The sequence below is a fragment of the Streptomyces sp. NBC_00663 genome, from assembly GCF_036226885.1.
In the GTDB taxonomy this organism is placed as follows: Bacteria; Actinomycetota; Actinomycetes; order Streptomycetales; family Streptomycetaceae; genus Streptomyces.
Map to the genome: position 1 here is coordinate 9,260,356 of NZ_CP109027.1, position 21,848 is coordinate 9,282,203.

Annotated in this window: 26 protein-coding genes; 15 read left to right on the plus strand and 11 right to left on the minus strand. The window is 68.9% G+C overall.

Going from position 1 to position 21,848, the window contains the following annotated elements; genetic code table 11:
- Nucleotides 1-12: 12 nt before the first annotated feature.
- Nucleotides 13-1,386, minus strand: coding sequence for a ricin-type beta-trefoil lectin domain protein (locus tag OG866_RS42110; RefSeq protein ID WP_329343056.1), 1,374 nt, complete (start codon nucleotides 1,384-1,386; stop codon nucleotides 13-15).
- Nucleotides 1,387-1,726: 340 nt separating this feature from the next.
- Between OG866_RS42110 and OG866_RS42115 the strand changes: the two genes are divergently transcribed.
- The 4 genes from OG866_RS42115 to OG866_RS42130 all read left to right on the plus strand — a co-directional run bounded on the left by OG866_RS42115 (nucleotide 1,727) and on the right by OG866_RS42130 (nucleotide 4,280).
- Entirely contained in the window at nucleotides 1,727-2,989 is a 1,263-nt protein-coding gene (locus tag OG866_RS42115; RefSeq protein WP_329343058.1) for a hypothetical protein, read from the plus strand.
- A 207-nt stretch (nucleotides 2,990-3,196) separates the two neighbouring features.
- Nucleotides 3,197-3,367 carry a hydrophobic protein gene (locus tag OG866_RS42120; protein ID WP_329343060.1) on the plus strand — a complete coding sequence of 57 codons (171 nt, stop codon included), beginning with the start codon at nucleotides 3,197-3,199 and terminating at the stop codon, nucleotides 3,365-3,367.
- 180 nt (nucleotides 3,368-3,547) lie between these two features.
- Complete coding sequence (locus OG866_RS42125) at nucleotides 3,548-4,009, plus strand: hypothetical protein (RefSeq protein WP_443063676.1); 462 nt, start codon at nucleotides 3,548-3,550, stop codon at nucleotides 4,007-4,009.
- Between the two features lie 34 nt (nucleotides 4,010-4,043).
- The gene (locus tag OG866_RS42130) at nucleotides 4,044-4,280 is read left to right on the plus strand and encodes a hypothetical protein (RefSeq protein WP_329343064.1); all 237 of its coding nucleotides are present in this window, start codon (nucleotides 4,044-4,046) and stop codon (nucleotides 4,278-4,280) included.
- Between the two features lie 64 nt (nucleotides 4,281-4,344).
- On the opposite strand, the gene OG866_RS42135 is transcribed toward OG866_RS42130, so the two are convergent.
- Complete coding sequence (locus OG866_RS42135) at nucleotides 4,345-5,001, minus strand: hypothetical protein (RefSeq protein ID WP_329343065.1); 657 nt, start codon at nucleotides 4,999-5,001, stop codon at nucleotides 4,345-4,347.
- Between the two features lie 184 nt (nucleotides 5,002-5,185).
- A complete protein-coding gene (locus OG866_RS42140) occupies nucleotides 5,186-5,407 on the minus strand; it encodes a hypothetical protein (RefSeq protein ID WP_329343067.1) in 222 nt (73 codons plus the stop codon).
- Between the two features lie 239 nt (nucleotides 5,408-5,646).
- Here OG866_RS42140 and OG866_RS42145 point away from each other — a divergent pair, with 239 nt between their 5' ends.
- Nucleotides 5,647-6,096: a hypothetical protein gene (locus tag OG866_RS42145; RefSeq protein WP_329343069.1), complete on the plus strand. Its 450-nt coding sequence runs from the start codon at nucleotides 5,647-5,649 to the stop codon at nucleotides 6,094-6,096.
- A 186-nt stretch (nucleotides 6,097-6,282) separates the two neighbouring features.
- Here the strand turns inward: OG866_RS42145 and OG866_RS42150 are convergent, their stop codons facing one another.
- From OG866_RS42150 to OG866_RS42160, 3 genes are all read right to left on the minus strand, one after another.
- Nucleotides 6,283-6,405, minus strand: coding sequence for a hypothetical protein (locus tag OG866_RS42150; RefSeq protein ID WP_329343071.1), 123 nt, complete (start codon nucleotides 6,403-6,405; stop codon nucleotides 6,283-6,285).
- Nucleotides 6,406-6,622: 217 nt separating this feature from the next.
- Nucleotides 6,623-7,330, minus strand: a complete 708-nt coding sequence (locus OG866_RS42155) for a DUF2637 domain-containing protein (RefSeq protein WP_329343072.1) — start codon at nucleotides 7,328-7,330, stop codon at nucleotides 6,623-6,625.
- A 401-nt stretch (nucleotides 7,331-7,731) separates the two neighbouring features.
- Complete coding sequence (locus OG866_RS42160; protein ID WP_329343073.1) at nucleotides 7,732-8,433, minus strand: RNA polymerase sigma factor; 702 nt, start codon at nucleotides 8,431-8,433, stop codon at nucleotides 7,732-7,734.
- Nucleotides 8,434-9,362: 929 nt separating this feature from the next.
- Here OG866_RS42160 and OG866_RS42165 point away from each other — a divergent pair.
- Nucleotides 9,363-10,073 (plus strand): aminoglycoside phosphotransferase, encoded by a 711-nt coding sequence (locus OG866_RS42165; protein ID WP_329343074.1) that lies wholly within the window; start codon nucleotides 9,363-9,365, stop codon nucleotides 10,071-10,073.
- A gap of 266 nt (nucleotides 10,074-10,339) precedes the next feature.
- Nucleotides 10,340-10,927, plus strand: coding sequence for a hypothetical protein (locus tag OG866_RS42170; RefSeq protein WP_329343076.1), 588 nt, complete (start codon nucleotides 10,340-10,342; stop codon nucleotides 10,925-10,927).
- Between the two features lie 80 nt (nucleotides 10,928-11,007).
- On the opposite strand, the gene OG866_RS42175 is transcribed toward OG866_RS42170, so the two are convergent.
- Nucleotides 11,008-11,406 carry a winged helix-turn-helix transcriptional regulator gene (locus OG866_RS42175; protein ID WP_329343078.1) on the minus strand — a complete coding sequence of 133 codons (399 nt, stop codon included), beginning with the start codon at nucleotides 11,404-11,406 and terminating at the stop codon, nucleotides 11,008-11,010.
- Between the two features lie 173 nt (nucleotides 11,407-11,579).
- Here OG866_RS42175 and OG866_RS42180 point away from each other — a divergent pair, with 173 nt between their 5' ends.
- Nucleotides 11,580-12,305: an alpha/beta fold hydrolase gene (locus tag OG866_RS42180; RefSeq protein ID WP_329343080.1), complete on the plus strand. Its 726-nt coding sequence runs from the start codon at nucleotides 11,580-11,582 to the stop codon at nucleotides 12,303-12,305.
- A gap of 170 nt (nucleotides 12,306-12,475) precedes the next feature.
- On the opposite strand, the gene OG866_RS42185 is transcribed toward OG866_RS42180, so the two are convergent.
- Entirely contained in the window at nucleotides 12,476-12,772 is a 297-nt protein-coding gene (locus tag OG866_RS42185; protein WP_329343082.1) for a hypothetical protein, read from the minus strand.
- Between the two features lie 260 nt (nucleotides 12,773-13,032).
- Between OG866_RS42185 and OG866_RS42190 the strand changes: the two genes are divergently transcribed.
- Both OG866_RS42190 and OG866_RS42195 read left to right on the plus strand, forming a co-directional pair.
- Nucleotides 13,033-13,491: a DUF5707 domain-containing protein gene (locus tag OG866_RS42190; RefSeq protein ID WP_329343084.1), complete on the plus strand. Its 459-nt coding sequence runs from the start codon at nucleotides 13,033-13,035 to the stop codon at nucleotides 13,489-13,491.
- 73 nt (nucleotides 13,492-13,564) lie between these two features.
- Nucleotides 13,565-14,290, plus strand: a complete 726-nt coding sequence (locus tag OG866_RS42195) for a DUF2238 domain-containing protein (RefSeq protein WP_329343086.1) — start codon at nucleotides 13,565-13,567, stop codon at nucleotides 14,288-14,290.
- An 18-nt stretch (nucleotides 14,291-14,308) separates the two neighbouring features.
- Here the strand turns inward: OG866_RS42195 and OG866_RS42200 are convergent, their stop codons facing one another.
- On the minus strand, nucleotides 14,309-15,217 hold the full coding sequence (locus OG866_RS42200; protein WP_329343088.1) for a LysR family transcriptional regulator: 909 nt from the start codon (nucleotides 15,215-15,217) through the stop codon (nucleotides 14,309-14,311).
- A gap of 125 nt (nucleotides 15,218-15,342) precedes the next feature.
- Here OG866_RS42200 and OG866_RS42205 point away from each other — a divergent pair, with 125 nt between their 5' ends.
- From OG866_RS42205 to OG866_RS42220, 4 genes are all read left to right on the plus strand, one after another.
- A complete protein-coding gene (locus OG866_RS42205) occupies nucleotides 15,343-16,152 on the plus strand; it encodes an inositol monophosphatase family protein (protein ID WP_329343090.1) in 810 nt (269 codons plus the stop codon).
- 70 nt (nucleotides 16,153-16,222) lie between these two features.
- On the plus strand, nucleotides 16,223-16,864 hold the full coding sequence (locus OG866_RS42210) for an NADPH-dependent F420 reductase (protein WP_443063621.1): 642 nt from the start codon (nucleotides 16,223-16,225) through the stop codon (nucleotides 16,862-16,864).
- A 57-nt stretch (nucleotides 16,865-16,921) separates the two neighbouring features.
- Nucleotides 16,922-17,755, plus strand: coding sequence for a GNAT family N-acetyltransferase (locus OG866_RS42215; protein WP_329343092.1), 834 nt, complete (start codon nucleotides 16,922-16,924; stop codon nucleotides 17,753-17,755).
- A 167-nt stretch (nucleotides 17,756-17,922) separates the two neighbouring features.
- The gene (locus OG866_RS42220) at nucleotides 17,923-18,102 is read left to right on the plus strand and encodes a hypothetical protein (RefSeq protein ID WP_329343094.1); all 180 of its coding nucleotides are present in this window, start codon (nucleotides 17,923-17,925) and stop codon (nucleotides 18,100-18,102) included.
- Between the two features lie 149 nt (nucleotides 18,103-18,251).
- Here the strand turns inward: OG866_RS42220 and OG866_RS42225 are convergent, their stop codons facing one another.
- Nucleotides 18,252-19,679 (minus strand): cellulose binding domain-containing protein, encoded by a 1,428-nt coding sequence (locus OG866_RS42225; protein WP_329343096.1) that lies wholly within the window; start codon nucleotides 19,677-19,679, stop codon nucleotides 18,252-18,254.
- A gap of 283 nt (nucleotides 19,680-19,962) precedes the next feature.
- On the opposite strand from OG866_RS42225, the gene OG866_RS42230 reads away from it, so the two are divergent.
- Nucleotides 19,963-20,802 carry a GntR family transcriptional regulator gene (locus OG866_RS42230; protein ID WP_329343098.1) on the plus strand — a complete coding sequence of 280 codons (840 nt, stop codon included), beginning with the start codon at nucleotides 19,963-19,965 and terminating at the stop codon, nucleotides 20,800-20,802.
- Between the two features lie 43 nt (nucleotides 20,803-20,845).
- Here OG866_RS42230 and OG866_RS42235 read toward each other — a convergent pair whose 3' ends face one another.
- Nucleotides 20,846-21,844 (minus strand): MASE1 domain-containing protein, encoded by a 999-nt coding sequence (locus OG866_RS42235; RefSeq protein ID WP_443063622.1) that lies wholly within the window; start codon nucleotides 21,842-21,844, stop codon nucleotides 20,846-20,848.
- Between the last annotated feature and the right edge of the window lie 4 nt (nucleotides 21,845-21,848).

Here is a 21,848-nt window from a genome sequence, read left to right on the forward strand (position 1 = left end):
GGAGCGCGGGCGTCAGCCGGTGTACCGGGCGAAGATGCTGGTGAACTGCCAGTTGCTCTGGCTCACGCCCGAGCAGGTGTCGTCGTTCGGGTAGGCACCCGGGCAGGGGCGGTCACGGTTCGCGGACCAGAACGTCAACCGCGCCAGATGATGGGTCTGCGCGTAGCCGAGGATGGTCTGGAAGTCGGCGGTGGTGACGGTCTCGTTGTCGTCGGTGATGCCGTTCATCGACGAGATGCCCATGTCCCGGTAGGCCGCGTCGTCGCTGTAGCCGTACGCGTTCTTCAGCGCGGTCTTCAGCCCCTCGGCCGCCCGCTGGGTCAGCGTGCCCATGTTCTGGCCCGCGCCGCCGAAGTCGAACGGCATGATCGTCCAGGCGTCCACGGTCAGCCCGGATGACGCGGCCCGGTTGATCAGGCTCGTGTCGGGACCGCTTTGTCCGGTGCCGATCGTGACGTACACCTTGATGCCCGGGTTGCTGGCCTTGACGGTCTTGAGCGCGTCCACGGTCCGCTGCTGCACGGTGCCGTTGCTGTACGCGGCGGCCTCCAGGTCGATGTCTATCGCCTTCAGCGAGTAGGCGTTGATGACCTTCTGGTACGCCGCCGCCAGCTCGCCGGCGCTGGAGCAGGAGCTCTCCAGTTTGTTGCCGCTGTAGCCGCCGAAGGACGGGACGACATCGCCGCCGCCCGCGCGCACGGTGGTGATGGTCTGCTGGTCGACCCCGCCGGTCAGCGCCCGGCCGCCGTCCCACTGCGGGTTGCAGTAGCCGTTGCTCAGGACGAACGCCAGCGTGAACCACTTCACGCCGGTCGCGTTCATGACAATCGTGGGGCTGGGTGGATTTCCCCAGCCGTTGTAGAGGTACGGCGCCACGGCCATCGCTGCGGCGCCGGGCGGAGTCGTGCCACCACCGGCGGCGGGCGCGTTCCACTTCTGGTTGGCGGCGCCGGTGCAGGTCCAGAGCTGGGCGCGGGCGCCGTTGGCGGAGGAGTTGCCGGTGACGTCCAGACACTTGTCGGCGGCCGGGTTGACGATGTCGCGCGCGGCGCTGACGGTCCACTGCTGGTTGGCGCCGCCACCGCACGTCCAGAGCTGGAGCTGGGCGCCGTTGGCCGTCGAACTGCCGGTGACGTCAAGGCATTTGCCGAGGGCCCGGACGGTGCCGTCGGAACCGACCGTCCACTGCTGGGCGGCGGTGCCGTTGCAGTCGTAGAGCTGTACGGCCGTGCCGTCGGCCGAACTCGCGCCGGCCACGTCGAGGCACTTGCCGGCCAGGCCGGTGATCGTGCCGGTGGCGGCTGAGGCGGAGGGGGCTGCGAGGGTGCCTGCGGCGGTGAGGCCGAGGGAGAGAGCGAGAGCGCAGCGCAGGGCGAGGCGTTGCATGGCGGGGGGCCTTTCGTCCTGGGGTGGGGGGTGGACGCCGCTGGCGTGGGGCGGTGAGAGGTGAACACGCGTGTTCACATATGTGTGCATAGATCGCATGCGTGGAGTGCCTGCTGGCTGGTGAACCTAAAGGTCTACACCAAAGCCGTCAAGAGGTGCGACCGAAGAAGTGCCGCACGGCATCGCTGAGTTGAGAAGTCGTAGCCGGGATCGCGAGAACGTCCTGAGCTGGGGGCGCCGGCCGTGCAACCCTCCGGGTCCGGCGGGAGTCTAGGGAGCCGACGGATCGTTCGCCTGGAGGACACCGTCGGTTCACCTGGCTCCGACAGAGGATCTCTCCATGCCCGTGTCGTCACGCAACCGTCGCGCCTGCCGTGCCGGTGTCGCCGCCCTCGGCGCCGCCGCCCTGATCGGGCTGGCCGCGGCTCCTGCCGCCTTCGGCGACGAGCCCGAGCCCGAACTGGTCGTCGGAGGGCTCACCGCGGTCGACGACGTGAAGCCGGGGGACGGCTTCGACGTGCCGGTGACCGTGGCGAACAAGAGCGTCGGGGCCGCCCCCGAGAAGGTCTGGATCACTTACGACATCACCCGAGGGCTGGAGTTCGAGGAGGTCCCCTCCAACTGTCTGATCCAGCATGTCCGGCCTTACGACGAGATGCCCGAGCGGTGGACGGCGTCCTGCGAGTTCGACCAGGCGCTGGAGTCAGGCGTCGTCTACACCCCCGAGACCGACATGGGCGTCAAGGTGCTGGGCCGCGCGCTCAACGAGCAACTCCGGGTGCGCGTCGCGGACGGCGGACCGGCCTACGAGGACAACGGCACCGATCCGGTGGCGGGACCCGCGCCCGCGGTGAAGCTGGTCGAGGCGCGGAACGCCGGTGAGGGATCCGCGCAGGTGGTCACTGTGCCCGTCACCGCCGTCAACACGGCCGACTACCAGGTGACGGGTGCCGCGTTGCGGGGCGGTGTCGGTGACACGGTGACGATGAAGGCGACGTTCACCAACGCCGGCCCCGCGTGGGTCTGGCCCAGGGAGGGCGACCCCTCCGTCAGCGTCATCGTCACACCTCCCGCCGGTACGTCGGTCGTCAAGCGCGGCCAGTTCTGCCGGGCCGAGGCGGAAAGGTATGTCTGCGGCATGCGGTCGCTCAACGAGGGCAGCCAGGAGACCTACACCTTCGAGTTGAAGATCGACAAGCGGGTGTCGGGCGCCAAGGGCTCGGTGGCCCTGAGCAGCGAGGCGCGGCCGTTCGACCCCGACAAGACCAACGACAAGGCCCCCATCACGCTGGACGTCACCGGCGGGGGGTCCGGTGACTCGACCGGCGGCTCGACGGGCAGCGCGACCGGAGGCTCCGGCACCTCGAGCGGCGGTTCCTCGTCGACCGGCGGCGGGTCGAGTGACTCGACCGGCGGCAGTGGGACGACCACTGGCGGCAGCGGGACGGAGACCGGCGGCACGGCCGGGACGACGACCGGGGGCAACCTGGCGGACACGGGCTCCTCGACACTGCCCCTCGCGGGCGCGGCTGCCGCGGCCGTGGCCCTCGGTGCCGGCACATTCCTCATCGTCCGCCGCCGCCGTACCCAGAACATGAACTGACGCCGGGAGCGAGCGGCGCGCAGTGAAGTCACCGTGGGGACAAGAATTTCCTCACTGTTGCAAAGAGTGCTGAAAGGGCCTCCCGGAAGGGGGCCCCTTTCGTCGCAACAGGCGGCAGGTGCCCCGGAATTCGCTCCACAAACAACACACGTCGCGAGCATGCCTACCGAAAGGCAGGGAACACGCTGGGCCAGGAGGTTGATAAATATGGTTCCCCTGCTGATTGTTCTTCTTCTCGCGCTCATCCTTTTCGGCGCTGGTTTCGCCGTGAAGCTGCTGTGGTGGGTCGCGCTGATCGTGCTCGCGGTGTGGCTGCTCGGCTTCCTCATGCGTTCGACCAACGCGAGCGGCGGACGCGGTCGCTGGTATCGATGGTGACCTGAGGTCGATATCCGAGCCGGAGCAACCAGTGAAGTCGAGCACCAGGGTGACCTGGTGCTCGACTTCATTTGCTTCCTCAATTGCCTTCTGCGCAAGGGGCGTTGGGATGCCGGGACAGGTGTGACGACCTGCCGCGTGCGAGGCGTCCGTCGGCCATTCCCCGCTGGTTCAGCGTTCATCAGGCGCCTCGATCACCCTCACACGCGGCTACTCGCCCTTCCTGAGGGCTCGTTCGGCTGCACGCACCTGGTGCGGGGAGACCGCCCGCGCGTCGCTGTCTCGCTGGCCGTCCCGTCCGAGCCGCTCTTGAGCACCGTCCGGGAGCGGCTCACGGCGCGGGGCCACGACGTGCGGGACGGCCTGCCCGACCAGGAGGGCCGTGCGGTGCTCTACCCCGGGGCCGCCGCTCTCACCGGCGCGCTGACGGTGGCGGAACTGCTCATACGGTCAGCGATCGACCGTGTGGCGGTACTGGGTGCCCCGGGCCCGCCCGCTCCTGGCACGCTGCTGGTGACGCGCGAGCACGTTCGCCCGCAGTGGCGGGACGGCGAGCTGGTGCTGACGGCGATGCAGGCGGCTGGGGGTGCCCTCGTCCCGTTCGAAGTGCCGGAGCCGACCCCGTGCTGCGCGGACCACTGACATCGCCACCCGGGGCATGGGTACTTGAGCGGGCATGACTCTGCCGAAACCGGTGAAGAACGCTCTTGTCGTGGTGTTGGCCTACGCCTGTGTCGTGTTGATCATGCGCTATCGCAGAGACGGCATGGACTGGACACCGGCCCTGTTGATCGGTCTGCTCGTCACGCCGTTGGCGTTACTGATGTCGTGGGGCAGGAACCGGCTCATGGGCAAGGCGGAGCGGGCGGGTCGACGGGCACGGGCGAGGCGTCGAGGGGAGCCGACTCACTGACGCCGGTGCGAGGGTGTTCGGCGCGTGATCTGTCGCAGGGCGTACGGCAGATCACGCGCCGGCGTCAGGGGGTGAAGACCTCCTCAAGGCTGTCGATGGCTCCGTCGGCGCCGAGGTGGTACTGGAAGACGAGGCCGCTGTCGGGGTGTGCTTCCAGCCAGTCGAGGAATTCCTGGACGCCGATGTGCTGGTTCTCGGTGCTGGCCACGATGGGGTTGGTGACGGTGATGTACGCGGCCTGGTCCAGGGGCAGGTAGGTCTCCTTGCCGACGGTCTCGAACGGGGCGCCGTCGGAATCGGGTGTGCCGCAGCCCCAGTTGCCGTGGCGGAAGATCAGGCTCAGGGAGCCGCCCTCGGGCGTGTAGCGGTAGACGGCGATCTCGTCCGGTGAGATGGGCATCTTGTGGTCACAGCCGTCGTCCTCGCCACTGCCGGCGGCAGCGGCCGGTGAGCCCGCGGCCGGTGATGTGGCCGATGCCGGGGGAGCGGTCACCTTGGAGTCGGGCGACGTCGAGACCTTCCCGGCGGGCGCGGCCGTGGCGGGCGCGGTCGCCTCGGTGCCCTTCTCGGCCTTGGCCGGCGAGGCGGTGGCGGCCGTCGCCGTAGGTGCCGCGTCCGGGGAGCTGGAGGAACAGGCGGTGAGCGCAAGGACACCAGCCGCACAGGCGCTCAGAGCGAGCGTCCGGAGCGCGACCTGTCTGCGGCGATGCGTGACCTTCATGATGTCCCCCGAGGGTGGTGACAGCGGCTACCCGTGTAGCCGTGTGAGCTGGAGAGACCATATTCAGCCACGTCGCGGCGCATTTGATCGCCCTGGCGCCGTCCGTTGCGAACCAGTGACCAGACCCGCGCAATATCGGGAGACTGGCTGACCGGGGGAGCGGGCGCCCGTCAGCTGGAAGGTGTCAGGACTGAAGCGGAGCTTCCGGGGCGCGGCGGATGCGTCGCACACCGAAAGCGGCTCCCGAGGCTCCGCCCACCACGGCGGCCACGCCTGCCATGACATCGCTCCCTGAGAAACCGGCCACGATCAGGGCGGCCGCCAGGGCACCGAGCAGCAGATACATGAGGATGATGAATCCCGCGGCCAGGTGACGGTCCCGCAGCGGCGGTATGCCGCCGTTCATCCGCGTGCTCCACGCATCGGGTCCGCGAGGAATACGGCACCGGCACGAAGCCGGCCAGTGGCGCGGCTTTCTGGGGCGTGCGACCGCGTGAAGCGTGCCGTGGATCGGCATCGGTGCATGAGGTTCTCGATCCGTCGGAGGTGTTTTGTCTTCCTCACGCATGCCCCTGAACGGCTTTGCCATCCAGGCGTCGTACGACCCTGGGGCAGGTACGGGGAAGAGGTGGGTTTGCGGTTGGCGTGGGCGGCAACGCGGATTACATGAGTCAATCGAACAGCGGCACGAACCGAGATTCCAAGGCCAGGCAGAGCCCTTCCGCCAAAGCCCGGCAAGCCACGGCGAAGGCGACGGCTCCCGCGGCGAAGGCGGCGGACAAGGCGGCCGAGACCTCCGGTGACGTGGCATCAACCACGGTGGACGTGGCAGAGCGTACGGCCAAAACGGGCACCGCAATCGTGAACGGTGCGGCTGCGGGCGTCCACGCCGGACGCCAGGCTGTCATCGACGCCTCGGGACAGGCGGTCACCTTCGCCAAGACCACGTGGACGTTGATCGCCCACCGCAAGGCCCTCGTCGCCGGGGTGGGTGCGGGCCTGTCGGTGCTGGGTGCCTCGTCCTACCTGGCGGGTCGTCGTGCGGGGAGCCGCACGCACGGTCCGATCACCCGTCTGACCGGCGGGCGGATTTGAGGCGAGAGCCCAGCGATGGGGTGAACCGCCGGGTTCACCCCACCGCGACGGCTCGGCCATGCGTGACACGTACGGGTCCTCGGTCATTGACCAGTCGGCCGCGGGACCCCCGACTACGACGCTGAGCTCCTGCCGCAACCGGCGGCCGGAGCTCAGCGGGTGGAGCCTCCTCCACCTCGGAGCGGTTCACATCACCCAGACGCAGGCCAGGATCACGCCGATGGTGACGGCGAGCAGCGCCACGCCCAGCCGTGCCGCGCTCCATGCGGAGTCCGGGGGCCGCCTGTGCCGTGGGTGGCTCGCAGGCATGTGGTCTTCCATCTCCGGTTCCATACGAGGGTCAACGAGTCGCATCCACGAGAAGAAACGGTTCTCCTGCTGGCCACGCCGGGCGAGACCGGCGATGAGTCCCCCTGCCGGGCCCTTCGTGTCCAGACGCAACCCCTGAGCCTGAGGCGGGCGTTGGTCTTGGGTGAGGTGCGCTTGATGAGTACCGACTCCGGCGGCCGTGCGTGTGCTGCGGCTCTTACCCTCGGGGGCGCTTTTGTGCGTGAGTGCCTTTGCGGGGGCGGTGTTTGGAGGGGACCTGGCCGATGAGTTCCCAGAAGCACACCAGGGCGGTGATCGGTGGAATCCCGAGTGTCACGAACGCCAGCACGGAATGGGCGGAGTGGCTGACGCACAGGGCCACCGCGATGGCGGAGGTCACCAGCAGGACGCCCCAGGAACGGCGTGCGGGCTGATGCTGAACGGCGGCCCGGAGAATGGACAGGGCCGCGACCAGCCAAGGGCCGTATACGGTAAGCGGCCACCATTGGGCGAGCCGCACCGGCAGGATGAGTTCGGCGACGGTGCGCAGTTGGCTGTAGGTGTAGGTGATGGACCAGGCCAGCAGGCACGCGGCACACACCGCGATGGCGGCGAACAGGATCGTGACCTGGGTGATGCGATGACCTGCCACCAGGAACTGCCTTTTGGGACGCATGCGCCGGCGCGCGCCGCGGGACAGGTGTGGCACCGCGGGCTCGTCCGGCGGTGCGGGGGCTGAGGCCGCGGCCAGCATCTCGGCCAGTTCCTGCTCGATGTCGTGGCCGCCGAGCGTGGTGTCCGGGCCGGTTCTGTCCCAGGCGTCCTGGGCGGGGATCCGGTTGATGCCCTGCTGATCCCATGCCTGGGGATCGGAGTTGTAGGGGTACTGCGGGACGTAAGGCCTGTCCCTGTCGTGCCAGTTCATCGGGATTCTTTCGGTCCGTTCATGGGGGTGTGCTGCCGGAGCGGGGAACCCAGACACTGGCGCCGGTGCGGGCTGTCGATGGCGTGCCCCTCGCACGCCGCCCGCAGGCATTCGTTTGGCATCGTCCTGATCTCGTTCACCTATTCGTCTGACAAGCCGGACGCTTTTCCTCCCGCTCACCTTCGGGTGACGCGCTAGGCGGAGGAAACCTTTCTCCGTACGTAACCGACTCGCTTTACGTCCGCCTAACGAACGTAAATGAAAGGAAGATGCGTGGCGTTCGAGTGAACGGTTCACACGAACGCACCCTGCTGCACAGCATGTTGGCCTATTGACTGACTAATGCGGCGTACGGGCATCGAGGTGCGGCTCCGGACCGCGGCCTGGACCCGGATGCGCTGCTAGTGGCCGGGCGTGAGGATGATGGCGACGGCGATGGTGAGGAGCAGGGTGCCCATCGCGGCGAACACGGTCCGGGTCTGCAACCGGGTGCGCTCCTCGCTGCTGGTGCGAACGGATCGGGCGTGGGGCACGGTCGCGATCGACACGGCGTCGGTGAGGGCGTGCAGCCGCTGCTGCACCGCGCCGGGATCGTCCGGCGCGGGTAGTCGCTGGGCGATGTGGGTGCGCGCGTTGCGGAGTCGGTTTGTCGCGGCCGGTGTGCTCGACTGCATCTCGCGCGCGGCGTGATCGAGGCTGAAACCCAGGCCGTCGCAGAGAAGGAGGGCGCGTCGGTACGGTGGCGGCAGGTCGAGCAGGGCCCGATGCGTGGCGTCGGTGACGGGGAGGTCGGGGTTCCTGCGTGGTGGCCGCAGGCGGTGCCAGGGGGAGAGCGCGTAGTCGTAGGCCGCGGTGCGCAGCCAGATGACCGGGTCGGGGTCGGCGGCGACCTCGGGCCAGTGTTCCCAGGCGTGGTGGAAGGCCCATTCGACGGACTCGAAAGCGAGTCGGCGCTGCCCGGTCAGCAGATAGGTCTGATGGACCAGGCTGCGGGCGATGTCGGCGTAGAGAGCGTCGAAGCCGTCCTCGGCGCTCGCCGCGACCCGCAAGGGCCTCGACCCGTCACTCGCGCGCGCGGTGCGCACCTTGTCGGCGGTGTTCATCCCGGTACTGCATGTACTTGAGTCCACTGGTCCCCTGTGTGCTCACGGAAATCGGTCGGTGCGGCGCGCGTGCAGATGGCGACTGACGGCATTGCAGAACCGTTCCCTCGAACGCGCGTCACATGCCCCAACGTTCGGCGATCACTTCGGTCGCGACCGTCGTGGAGGATCACACGCACCGCCGATTCCTCGCTTGCCTGTTCGTGTCAGCTCTGGGAGTGTCCGGGCGATCGTGCGTGACCTGGTGTGATCTGCCCGGCGTACGAGAGGGTCCGTGCGGGGCGTCAACACCGGTGGGCGCAGAACGGTGGGGGCGAGTCCCGGAGACCGTGTGTCAGGACACCCGCAGGGCCAGGAGCGTGACGGCCGTCAAGCACACGATGCCGAGGAACAGAGACCAGCGTGTGCCTGCTGAAACGCTGCCGGCTGGGGCGGGGCGCGCGTCGGACGGTGTGAAGCATGGGCAGCTGTCGCTGTTCTGAGGGGGAGTGGGCAGCCAGTAGGCACCCCAGAGGCGTGTCGTCGGTGAGGGCTGCGATGTGTCGTCGGACGGGCTCATGCAACGCCCAACAGCGCGGAAACTCCAGGGTTTTGTGATCTGGTGACCTATCACACGAAAGGGAACGTTCCTTCGTTCTGGTGTGTGGCCACACGGCGCAAGGCCGCTCCGTGAGGGACGCGATGCCCACCTTGTCGGTCGTACCCCTTCGAACGGCTGGCCGGGAAGGGGAAGCTGACGTGTCGAGTGTGTGCCGGGCTGTCGTGACAGTAGCGTCGTCGGCCGCGTACGGAGCCCGGCAGAGGGCACGTCATGTCAGAGAATCGAGATCAACGCCGTGTCTACGCCGCGCCGTCCCTTCACATCGCTGCCCGCCGCCGTGAAACAGGCCGTCGGTCATCTCACCGGCACCGTTCATTCGGCACGCAGTGTGAGAGGCGGATGCAATGCGGGAGTCGCGGCCTGGCTGGAGACGGACAGCGGCGACGTGTTCCTCAAGGGTGTGCACGCCGCTCACCCCATGGCGGAGACGTTGCAGGCCGAGGCCCGCATCAACACGTATCTGCCGCGCGCGAGCCCGCGGCTGCGCTGGCAACTGGAGGTGGGCCGGTGGGTCCTCCTGGGCTATCAGGCCATTCGCGGCCGCCATGCCGACTACCGGCGAGGCTCGGACGATCTGCGCCTGGTACGGGAAGCCGTGCACGAGGTGCAGTGCCTCCGGGCTCCCCTGGACATGGAGATGGGCCGTGCGGAGGAGAGATGGGCAGAGCACGCTCCGGAGGGAACTGCCGGCCTGTTCGCCGGAGACACACTGCTGCACACCGACCTCACCCCGGAGAATGTGCTGATCTCCGACCGTGCCCATCTGGTCGACTGGTCGTCACCGACCCGCGGCGCCGCATGGATCGACCCCGCGCTGCTCGTTGTCAGCCTGGTCGATGCCGGCCACACCGTCGAGGATGCCGACGCCCTGGCCGGAGGATTCGCCTCGTGGGTCACTGCCTGTCCACGGGCGAAGGCGGCCTTCGCGATGGCCAACGCCCGGCAGTGGGAGAGTGCCGCCACCAAGGAACGAACGGCCTGGAGGCACCGCATGGCGCGCAACGCGGCAGCCGTCTCCCACCACTTCAGTTTCCGGTGATGCTCCACCGCACTCGCATAGGCAAAACGACTTGTCGACCCTGATGTCGCCCGCAGCCCGGACCCCCGTCACCCGCCGCTTGACAGGCGCCACGATGGGAACAGGCGTGGGAATGGTCGAAATGCGGGTGCAGATCTTGTGCGGATACCCGTGCAGGCCGGGCGGATCGCGGCAGAAACGTTCAAGCTGAGCGGGTTCCGTCCTGAGCCGCCAGGAGCCGTTTGCCGCGCCGAGCAGGCACGATTGCTGCGGAGGATCCGCCAGAGATGAAGAGTGCCGGGAATCGGCCGGAGACCGTGCCGGACAGGAGAAGCGATCTGGCGCGGAAGACCACGAAGGTTCTGCAAGCATCCAGTGTGACCACTGCTGTGGAGAGGGCGCTGGCGGTCGAGCACTGGCTCCTGATCGCCGCGTCCGACATCTCCGATGCGTACTGGGCCTGGAAAGAAGGAGACGTCACGTTCCTGCGCTGCGGGGCCCGCTTCACCGCCGTACGACTGCCTGCCGACGTCGTCAGACGCGCGGCCGGCACCCGTCAGGTCCATGCGGTGGATGCCTTCCTCAGCGAGGCGCTGGCCGGCGGTCCGGTCATCGTCAGCAACGGACACCACACCTACTACGCGCTGGTGTCCCGGGCCGCGGGTCTTGCGTGGGCCTCTCGTGGAGCCGCTGTGCTGGCGCCGGGGACGTGGATCGAGGTGCCGCCTCCGAGCCGTACCGAAGGCAGGGGCAGGGAGGCGTACTGGGCTGTGCCGATGCGCGAACCGGGTGCGTTGTGCCGAGCGAATCTCGTTGCGGCGGTGGTGGAGTCGGCCGTTTCCTCCGGCGACGAAAGCCGCACGGACGGGATCTGAGGCATCGTCAACTCGGGTACGGCGAGCAGCCGCACGCCGCTGCACGCAGTACGCGATCGACGGGGTGCGGGGATCCCGGGCTATGAGGTCATCGGTGGGTCCGCGCGGGTGTCGTAGGCGGCGCGGGCGTCGTCGATCCGGCCGAGGTGCGCGATGCTCCATTCGAGCAGGGGCGCGGTGGCCTGACGCAGGGTGAAGCCCATCTCGGTGAGCTCGTAGCTGACGTGTGGCGGCATCACCTGGTGGACGGTGCGGGTCAGGATTCCGTCGCGCTCCAGGCTGCGCAGCGTCACGGTGAGCATGCGCTGGCTGATTCCGTCGATCGCCCTTTTGAGCTCGGTGAAACGCCGCGGTCCGTCCCGGAGATTACGCACGACCAGCAGCGACCACTTGTCTCCGACGATGTCGAGCACCACTCGGGTCCGGCACGCATCGCTGGGCCGCGCCGCCGACTGCGGATCGCCCTGTGCCGCGTCCATGGTTACCTCCAGAGAACCGGGTCACCGAAAAGTGCCTTATTGCCTGCCGAGCATCATGCGCACGAGCATGTTCCCGGTACTCGAACAGTACCGAGGCACGAAAAGTAACCGTGAGAGCCGCGAACCGTGGCATGCGCGTGATCGTGCCCTTCTGCTCCTGTGAAGGAAGATCGATGTCCACATTTCTGCTGGTTCACGGTGCTTGGCACAACGGACGGTGCTGGGAGCGGGTGGTACCGCTGCTGGAAGCCGCCGAACACCGGGTGTTCGCGCCGTCCCTGACCGGCTTTGGCGACAAGGCACACCTGCTCGGTCCCGAGGTGGGCCTCGACACACACGTCGACGACGTGGTCGGGCTGATCACCGAGGAGGACCTCGGCGACGTCGTACTCGTCGGCCACAGCTACGCGGGGCTGGTGATCTCCTCCGTCGCCCACCGGACTCCGGAACGCATCGCGCACCTGGTCTACCTCGACGCGATGGTCCCGGAGGACGGGGAGTCCGCAGCCGACGTCCAACCCGTGACACGGCAACTGATCGAGCTCGCCGAGAAGTCCGAGAGCGGCTGGCGCGTGCCGCCGCTGCCCGAACAGCCCGCGCCCTTCGGTCTGTTCGGCGTCACCGACCCGGCCGACGTCGCGTGGCTGCGCGGGATGCTCTCGGACCAGCCGGTGCGGTGTCTGCGGCAGCCTGTGCGACTGGGCAACCCAGCCGCTGGCGCGATCCCGCGCACGCACATTCACAATGTCGGCGCCATGCCGGCGGGCGTCACCCGTCGCCCCGTCCCCTCGACCCAGCCCAACGGCACCGCCTCCCAGGTCTGGGAGCTGCCGACCGGCCACGACTGCATGATCACCATGCCGAGCGAACTCAGCGAACTGCTGCTCAAACTTTCCTAGCCAGGGGCTGTCGACGAGATCCGGCGCTCCTGGCAGGCAGCGGGTCGGCTCGGGCGTCGTCGAGCGTGCCGTCAGGAGCTTCACCGTTGTGCAGGGCTTGTTGTGCACGGCTTGGGCACTTCACAGTGGAGGCGGCTTCGCAGGTGGGCCGTCTCCTGCGGTGGGTGGGGTCAGCAGGGGAAGGTTCCGCTGTAGAGGGAGTGTCCGTAGGAGGAACTCCCGGAGCCGAAGCCGTAGATGCCGTCGTCGCTCCAGACCGCTTCGCGCAGGCCGCTGACGCAGGTCGAGGTCGGGGCGAGCGCGAAGCCCTCCAGGTTGCCGGCCGGCATGACCGTCGGGTTCGTGTAGGTCACGTCCGGGACGATGGCGCCACTGGTGTTGATCTTCATGAAGGTGTGCGTCTCACCGCAGGTGTTGTCGCAGGTCGCGATGAGGCGCTGGGTACCGGGGTCGAACGTCACGTCCATCACCGATGCCTTGCCGGTGGCGATGGTGCCGAACGTGGTGAACGTACCGTCCGAGTTCAGGCCGTAGACATGCAGCGTGCCGTCCCACTCCAGACCGGCGAAGAACAGGCCCGAGCCGTGGGTGATCCGGTCGGCTACTCAGGCGGGGTTGAGTAGGTGCGCCGATGTCCGGCGGATCCCTCCGCGGCGAGTATCTGTGCTGTGGCGCAAGGCAGTTGCGCCGGTTCGATCCAGTGCTGAAGACCGTTACGGAGAATCCCATGTCCCGTCGTATCGCCCTGTCCGTGGCCGCAGGCGTCGTTGTCCTCGGTGGTGCCGGCGCCGGTGCGTTCGCTCTCGCCTACGCCGGAGAGCAGCCGCCGTCCCTGGACGACAGCACCGCCCGTTACACCGCTCCCGACGGCGGCCGGGACGGTTCGCTCACCTTCGCCACCGAGGTCACCGCGTCGTCCGGAACCAAGAGCGTGAAGGTGCTGGCCTGGCCTGAGAAGTCGTCCCTGGGCAAGAAGGGGCTGGCCGAGAAGGACATGGCCGCCGCGGAGTCGGCCGTCTGCACCGCTGCCGGGGGCGACACCGTGCACTGCACCTACACCGTCACGGTCACCGCCGCCGACGCCAAGTCGTCCCCGCGCGGCGCCTGGCACGTCGCCGTCCTGGCCACCGCCAAGGACGGCACCACCACCTTGGACACCACCGCGGCCGACTTCACCGTGCGCTAGACGAACAACCGCACACATACTCCGAGTCCTCGGGCCCCGAGGGCGATGTCCGCACCGACACGAGGAACCAGCCATGTCCCCGCATGCCGCAGCGCTCGCCCCCGCTGTCCTGTCGCCCGCTCAGGCACAGCCACCCACCGGCCGACCCCGTACCGCTCCTGGCAGTCGACGTCGGCTGCCGGCCGTGCCGGCCGTCTTGGTGACCGTCGCGCTCGCGGTCTCGGCCTGGCATCTTAAGGACTTCACCACCTGGGTCCTGGAGACGGTGTGGGTGATCGCGGGCCTGCCGCTGCTGATCGTGCTGCGCAAGCGGTTCCCGCTCAGCAACCTGCTGTACTGCCTGCTCGCCGTGCATGCCCTGGTCCTGATGACGGGCGGTCACTACACCTACGCGGAGGTGCCCGCAGGTGACTGGGTGCGCAACTGGTTCGACCTGTCGCGCAATCCCTACGACCGCTTCGGCCACCTGGTCCAGGGCTTCGTGCCGGCGATCCTCGTCCGTGAACTTCTCATCCGCACCTCACCCTTGCGCGGCAGCCGCTGGCTCGCCCCGCTCACGGTCTGCGCCTGCCTTGCCTTCAGCGCGGTCTTCGAGATGCTGGAATGGCTCTCCGCCGTCATCGGAAAGGACGCCGCGGACGCCTTCCTGGGCACCCAGGGCGACGTATGGGACACCCAGTGGGACATGTTCTGCTGCCTCATCGGCGCCACCGTCTCGCTGCTGCTCCTCTCCCGTCTCCACGACCGTTTCCTGGCTCGCCTCACACCGGCCACGGCCGCAACCGTGTCCGATCACTGACCCGCAGGGCCCACCCACTCACGACGGCGGGGTGAAGAGGGACTGGAGGGTTCGGGTGGCCGTTTCGCGCAGCCACGTGTGTGCGGGGTCGTTGTCGTACCGCTGGTGCCAGAGCAGGCACAGGGGTACGTCGGGGAGGTCGAGTGGCAACGCCAGGGTGGTCAGCCCGAGTTGGTCGCGGGCGGAGCGGGTGGCTGCGTCGGGGAGGGTGACCACCAGGTCGGTGTCGCGGGCGAGTTGCAGCGCGGTGCCCGTGGTGGGGGCGGAGGCGATGACGTGTCGCTGGTGGCCGAGTGCGGCCAGGGTGTCATCGATCCGGTCGTGCAGGCTGCCGCGCCGGGAGACGGTGAGGTGAGCCGCCGCCGCGTACCGCGCGGTGGTCAGGGGCTGTTCGGTGAGTGGGTGGCCGGGGCGGACGGCGACGACGAGTCGGTCGCGGCCGATGAGGCGGTGGCGGATGTCGGGCTGGGACGGTGGGCCGGCGCTGGAGGCGAGGTCGACTTCACCGCGGCGTAGTTCGGGGGTGTCGTTGCCGGGCTCGGCGGTCAGTCGCAGCTGCACTCCGGGGGCCTGGCGGTGCACGGCGGCGACCAGGGCGGTCCCGCAGGCGGTGGTGAGGGCGTCGTGCCAGCGGACGGTGAACACCCGCTCCAGTGTGGTCAGATCCAGGTCTGTCTGAGGGGACAGCAGCCGGTGGGCCTGTTGCACGAGGGTGTGGACCTCGGTGCGCATGGCCAGGGCACGCGTGGTGGGTGTCATGTGTCGTCCGGTGCGGACCAGGATCTGGTCGCCGGTGGCCTTGCGGATGCGGCCCAGGGAGCGGCTCATGGCGGGTGCCGTGACATGGAGGCGGGCTGCGGCACCGGCCACGCTGCCTTCTTCCAGCAGGGCGTCCAGGGCGGTGAGCAGATTCAGATCCAGTTGCATGCCAGTAACTGTACGAGTGAAAACCATGCACTTGTTGGTAATCGGCAAGGGTTCTAGCGTGTGTGGTGCGGGGCAGGCCAAGCGCCCAAGTCGCCCCGCTTCCAACGGAATTCAAGGAGCCCGCCATGAGCACAGCCATGTCTTTCGACCCCGCCGCCACACTGCTCTCCGAGGTGACCGGCGCCGTGCAGGCCGCCGCGGCCACGCTGCGAGAGCGCTACACCACCCAGGCCCGGGGCGTCAGTCTGAGCGAGATCGTCGAGGAGATCCACGCAAACGACGCCGCGGTCCTTGCCGTGCTGCGCGAGCCGCTGCTGCGGGTGCGGCCTGGGTCGCGGTGGGCGGAGGACGAACTGGCCGGCGGAGCGCTGCCGTCCGGCGAGTGGTGGGTCGTCGACCCGGCCGAGGGCAACATCAACCACGTCCACGGCATGTCCGACTGGGCGGTCACCGCCACCCTGGTGCGCGACAACCAGCCGGTCCTGACGGTCGTGCACCTCCCGCTGACCGGTGACACCTACACCGCCACCGCCGGTGGCGGCGCCCACCTCAACGGCCGTCCCCTGACCGTGTCGGCCAAGAACGACCTGGGCGCCGCGCTCATCGGCACCGGCCAGGCCCGCCCGGGCGAGAGCACCGACACCTTCCGCCGGATCGGCGCCTCGGTCACCGCCATGCTCACCGCCGGTCTCGTCGTCCGCGTCTCGGTCCCGGCCACCCTGCAACTCATCCACGTGGCCGCCGGACGCATGGACGCCTTCTGGCAGTTCTCCGACGTCCGCTCCGGCCTCGTCGCCGGCGCACTGCTCGTCGCCGAGGCCGGGGGCACCGTCACCGACCTGGACGGCAAGCCCTGGAACGCGGCCAGCCGCGACTTCCTGGCCGCCGCCCCCGGTCTCCACACCGCCGCCCTCGACGTCCTGTCCGAGATCTGACCGGCGCCCGGCCGCCCAGCCGCCCCGCCCACCCTCATTTCCGACAGCACATCCAGGAGCGTCTCCACCCATGACCCACATCGGCATCCTCGGCGCCGGCCGTGTCGGCACCAACCTGGCCCACGCCCTGTCCGCGGCAGGCCATCACGTCACCCTCGGCCACCGCGCAGAGAGCAACGCGACGGCCGGGCCGACGGACGGACCCCGCATCCGCCACGCGGATCACCCCACCGCCGTACGCACCGCGGACATCGTGATCAACGCGACTCCCGGCGACAGCTCTCTGGAGCGCCTGTCGGCTCTGCGGGACGAACTCGCGGGGAAGATCCTCATCGACGTCAGCAACGCCACTCATGACGACGCCGACGGCCTGCCCGGCACATTGCGCTACCCGGGTGGCAGCCTCGCCGAACTGCTCCAGACCGCCCTGCCCGACACCCATGTCGTCAAGGCCCTGAACACCATGCTGTTCATGGTCATGACCGCCCCGGGGTCCCTGACCACCCCTCCCACCGCCTATCTCTCCGGCAACGACGAACAGGCGAAAAGCACCGTCACCGGCCTCTTGGGCGACCTGGGCTGGCACCCCGAATGGATCGAGGACCTCGGCGACATCACCACCGCCCGCGCCACCGAAGCGATGATCCTCGTCGTCCCCCATGTCCTGCGCCGCAACGGCCTGACCCCCTTCGCCGTCTCCCTGGCCCGCTGACCGTGCCGGTGGCCCGCAGCCGTCCGTCCGCACCACAACGAACCTGAGGAACCACGCATGACCACCACGGTGCCGGCCGGCCTCGCCGAGCTGACAGAGATCCTGGCCTACGGCGACTTCGCCACCAGCGCTCCCGCGGCCCTGCAACAGGACCTGGGGCTCGCCTCGCTCCAGGTGGGACCCGCGCGGGCGCTGGCCGTCCGTGAGGATCCGAGCCACTTCTTCAACCGGGCGGGCGGCTTCGGCGCGGAGCATCCCCTCACCCTCGACGATCTGGCACGGGTGTGCGACTTCTACCGGGAACAGGGGGTGGCCCAGGGCTCGCTCATGATCGCGCCACCGCTGATGCCGGCCAACTGGGCCGCGCAGGCGGCGACACTGGGCCTCACCGAAGGCGGCCGGTACGCCAAGCTGGCCTGCGACCTCGACACGATGCCGACCGCCGACCCGCCGCCCGTGCTCGATCCGGGCTGGCACATCGGCACCGTAGGGGCCCATCAGGCCCGGGAATGGGCCACGGTCATGATGAACACCTTCGGTTTCACCGCCCCCGCCATGGTCGAACTGGCCGCGTCATTCGTGGGCAGGGCGAGCTGGCGGCAGTACGCGGTCCGGGCGGGCGAGCGGATCGTCGCGGTCGGGAGTGTCTTCTTCAACGGTGAGTGCGCCCACATGTTCGCCGGGGCCACGCTCCCCGCAGCACGCGGCCGTGGCGCTCAATCGGCCCTGCTCGCCGCCCGTATCGAGGCGGCCAGGGCTCAGGGCTGCCGATGGATCGTCGCCGAGACCGGAGCGGAGGGACCCGGTGAGCACAACCCGTCGCTGCACAACATGCTGCGCGCCGGCTTCAGGCCGATGTACGAACGGCCCAACTGGCTGTGGCGTGCCTAGCTTGGCGGAGCGGTAAGTCCCTATGGTCGGTTGAGTCAGTCGAGTCGGTTGAGTACGGCCGAAAGACACGACCTTCACGGCCGGCTGACGCTCATGGGCGAGCGAGCGGGGGAGAGGAACAGCGAATGCGCCGATGGTCCCTGACTGTTGATGGTGAGCGGTTCGAGGTGAGCGAAGCGCCGGAAGGTTCGGGCTCGTACGAGTTCACCTGGCTCTCCGGCCCGAACCCCGGCTATGGGTTCGCCACCCAGGTGCACGGGGGCGCGACCCTGAGCGTTCCCGAACTGGAGCAGGAGGCACGGGAGTTCCTGGCGCTCGTGGACCCGCACACCGGACACATCGAGTAGGGAGCCCGGGACGTGGAATCGCCGTGTCCGGGAAAGAGACCGCCGCGCGGCCGTCCGATGAGGTCCCTGTGACAGCGGGCTGACCAGGGAGCGGGCGATACGTCGGTGCCGGGGCCCGGTGATCATCGGGCCCCGGCACGTCGGAGAGGTCAGCTTGCGGGGACGTCGTCCTGGAACGTGGTGCCCGTGCTGCGGTACGCCGCCACCTTGGAGGCGACCTGCGCCGGTGTGAGGACCTGGTCCTTGATGTGCAGTACGTAGTCGACCTGCTGGTCGTAGGCCCGTGGGGTGCTGCTGGTCAGGCCGCCGAAGTCGATCAGCCACTGGTTGAAGTTGATGGACATGGGGCGCTCCGGCAGGTAAGCGGCGTCGTGGGTTCCGAAGAGCCGGCCGTCGACGTAGTACTTGATGCTGCTGTTGTCGATGGTGAGGACCAGGTCGTGCCAGCCGGTGTAACTCTGGCGGCTCTCGCTGTGCTGGTTGACCGCCACCCAGGGGTCGGCCTGGTAGGTCTCCCAGGACGTGGTGTAGAGGATGCCGGACGGCTCGCCCCAGCCGCCGTTGGGCAGATACTCGAAGTCGTACTCGGCGTAGTCGTCCGCCAGGGGCGCCTTGAGGTCGTTGATGGTGAAGAAGGTCTGGACGATGTGATCGCCGTCCGGCCCGGACCTGGGGGCGTCGCTGAACTTGACGCGGGCCGCGTAGGTTCCGTTCTTGAACTTCGTCGCCTTGGTGAGGATCTCGGTCTGTTCGGTGCTCGCTCCGGTGCCGGCGGTCGAGGTCTCCAGGTTCATGACGGAGTTGCCGCCGGTGGTGGAGAAGGTGACGTTCTCGGGGGCCCAGGTGGCGCCGGAGACGCCGGGGCCACCGGAGTTGGAGCGTACGCTCCAGCCGTTCGCCGAGATCTTCGGGTCGGTGTGGCTGGTGTAGTTGAAGTCGTCGAACAGCGTGGCGCCGCCGGTCGGAGGGTCGGTGGGCGGGTCGGTGGGCGGGTTCGTCGGGTCGTTGCCCGCGGGGGCTTGGCCCCACAGGGTGGTGCCGGCGAGCTGGGCCGTGACCTTGGACCAGTTGGCGTACGACGTCTGGGAGGCGCCGAAGGAGTAGTCGTCGCTCTGATTCAGCGGTGCCCAGGTCGACTGGTAGAAGCGCAGCTGCATGTCGCCGGTGTCGGCGCCGGGCGCGAGGGAACCGGCCCCGGAGGTGAAGCCGATCTCCAGATAACGGTCCGCTGTGGCGGTGGGGTTGGCGAGCGTGCCGAAGGTGCCGGTGATGTTGGCGCAGCCCTTGACGGCCCAGGAACAGGCGAAGCGGTAGGTCGCGTTCGCCGAGTCCGCCTTGAAGTAGTAGCGGATCTTGACGCTTTGCAGGGCGATGTTGCCGGTGCCGGTGTTCGTCACGTTGAACCAGGGTTCCGCCTGATCGGCGCCGGCACCGGAGGCGCTGGTCCGGTACTGCACGCTCAGTCCGTCGGTGGCCGCGTTCGCGGTGGCGGGGAGTGCGGTGAGCGCGGCGGCGCCCATGCCGATCGCGAGGGCGGCGGCCGCGGTGGCGCGCGACCGGGTCGTGGTGGATCTCATCGTGGTTCCCTCCAGAAAGGTGGGGGTGATTCGGCACCGGCTGACCAACTGACCAACTGACCAGTGAAGGTGACTGGTCAGTTCACCTGTTGAGGTGAGGACGAAGGTGGCATAGACCAATTGCGGCGTCAACCCCCGCTGCGGGCAAGGGCTTTGGAGCGCTAGCAGTGAATATGTCGACGGTTTCCAACGGTCTGCGACTACACTCCGCCCTTGAGGGAGGGCTGCAATCGGTGGGCCACTGGTCAACTGGTCAGCTGAGGGGTCAGGGCAAGGGGGACGCATGAAGGCCGACGCACCCGGTGCGGTGCTCAAGCGCGAGCGAGTCCGCGACTTTCTCCTGGACCTCGTGGAGTCCCGCCGCCCCGGGGACGCCATCCCCTCCGAGCGTGCCCTCTGTGCCCAGCTGGGCGTGTCCCGCCCGACCCTGCGCGCGGCGGTGGACGAGCTCGTCGCGGCGGGCCTGCTGGTACGCGAACACGGCCGGGGCATGTTCGTGGCGCCGGAGAAGATCACGCAGGAACTCGTCTCCGCCGAGCAGTCCATGACCGTGCCGCAGGCCGCGGGCGCCTGGTCGAGCCGCCTGCTGGAGTTCACCACCATCCCGGCCGGCGCGCGCGTGGGCCGCAAGCTGCGGATCTCACCGGCCGCCGAGATCGTGTACGTCGCGCGGCTGCGGCTGGTCGACGGCGCCCCGATGGCCATCGAGCACCTGCACATCAGGGCTGATCTGGTCCCCGCCCTGTCCGCGGAGGAACTGGAGGCCGGCGACCTCTACGAGCACCTGCGCCGGCAGCACGGCGTGCACGTCCGGGAGGCCGTGCAGGCGATCGAGCCGACCGTCGTCACGCGCGCCGAAGCGGAACTGCTCGACGTGCCCGAGCTGTCCCCGGCACTGCTCTTCGAGCGGCTCACCTCCGATACCGGAGGGCAGCCCGTCGAGTACGTCCACTCCCTCTACCGAGGTGACCGCTACCGGATCGTCTCCCGGCTCACCCTCGGCCCCGCGACCACCGCACCCCCCGACCGACTCGGGCACCACCCGGGCATCCCCCCGGGCGACTTCGCCCACCGGGACGCCATCGCCTCCTCGACGCGGGGGGACATCCAGGCGGGACACTGAGGGGGTACGGCCGTACGGCAGCAGCCGGCCCCTGGAATTCGCCCTACCGGGGCCAATCCTCCGCTTCCCCGGGCGGTGGAATCGGCCCGCCTCGTGGTGCGCTCCCCGCGGTGAGATGTTCGAGCACCTCGACCAGTTCCTGGCAGGCCCGTTCCACCGAGCGCCGGGTGTTGCGCTGCTCGGTGATCACTGCGGAGAGCAGCAGGGCCGTCAGGGCCATGGTCCCGTTGAAGGCCTGCAATTTGATCATCACTTCGATCTCGTTCAGGCCGGCGAAGGGGCCGGCTCTCTCCGTGGCGGCGACGGTGGCCACGACGGAGGTGAGGAGCGCGCAGAGCATGCTGCCGGCCAGTTGGAAGCGCAGTGCCGTCCAGATCAGCAGGGGGTAGACGAGGAACAGCACACTGAGGCTGCTGTGGGTGACCAGCAGCACGGCGCCGCAGGTGACGACGGTGAGTGCGGTGGCCTCCCGCCAACGGGCCAGGGGTGGGGGCCAGGTCGCCGTGTGGAGCACGAGGAGGAGCGGGGTGACGATCAGGACCCCCATCGCGTCACCCACCCACCACGCCAGCCACACCGCCCAGAAACCGTGGCCGTGGAGCCGGTCCGTGAGCACGAGCATGCCGACGCCCACCGTGGCGCTGATCAGCATGCCGGTCAGGGCCCCGAGGAACACCAGGGCGAGGCCGTCACGCAGCCGGCTCAGATCGGTGCGGAAGCCCACCGCGCGCAGCATGAGGCACGCGCAGACGGGCGCGGCCGTGTTGCCCACCAGGTTGCCGAGAACCTCGGGCCGCAGCGAGGTGAGGTGCATGATGACGAACAGGGAGCCGAGTGCGATGCCGGGCCAGACGCGCAGCCCGAGGAGCAGCAGTGCGGCCACCGCGATACCGGTCGGCGGCCAGATGGGGGTGAACACCGCCCCCTCGACGGCCAGGTTCCGCAGGAGTCCGAGTCGTCCCGCCGCGTAGTAACAGCCGGCGACGGCCAGCGTCTGGAGGGCGAGGACGCCGGTCCAGTGCAGCTTGTCGGTACTCACCACACAA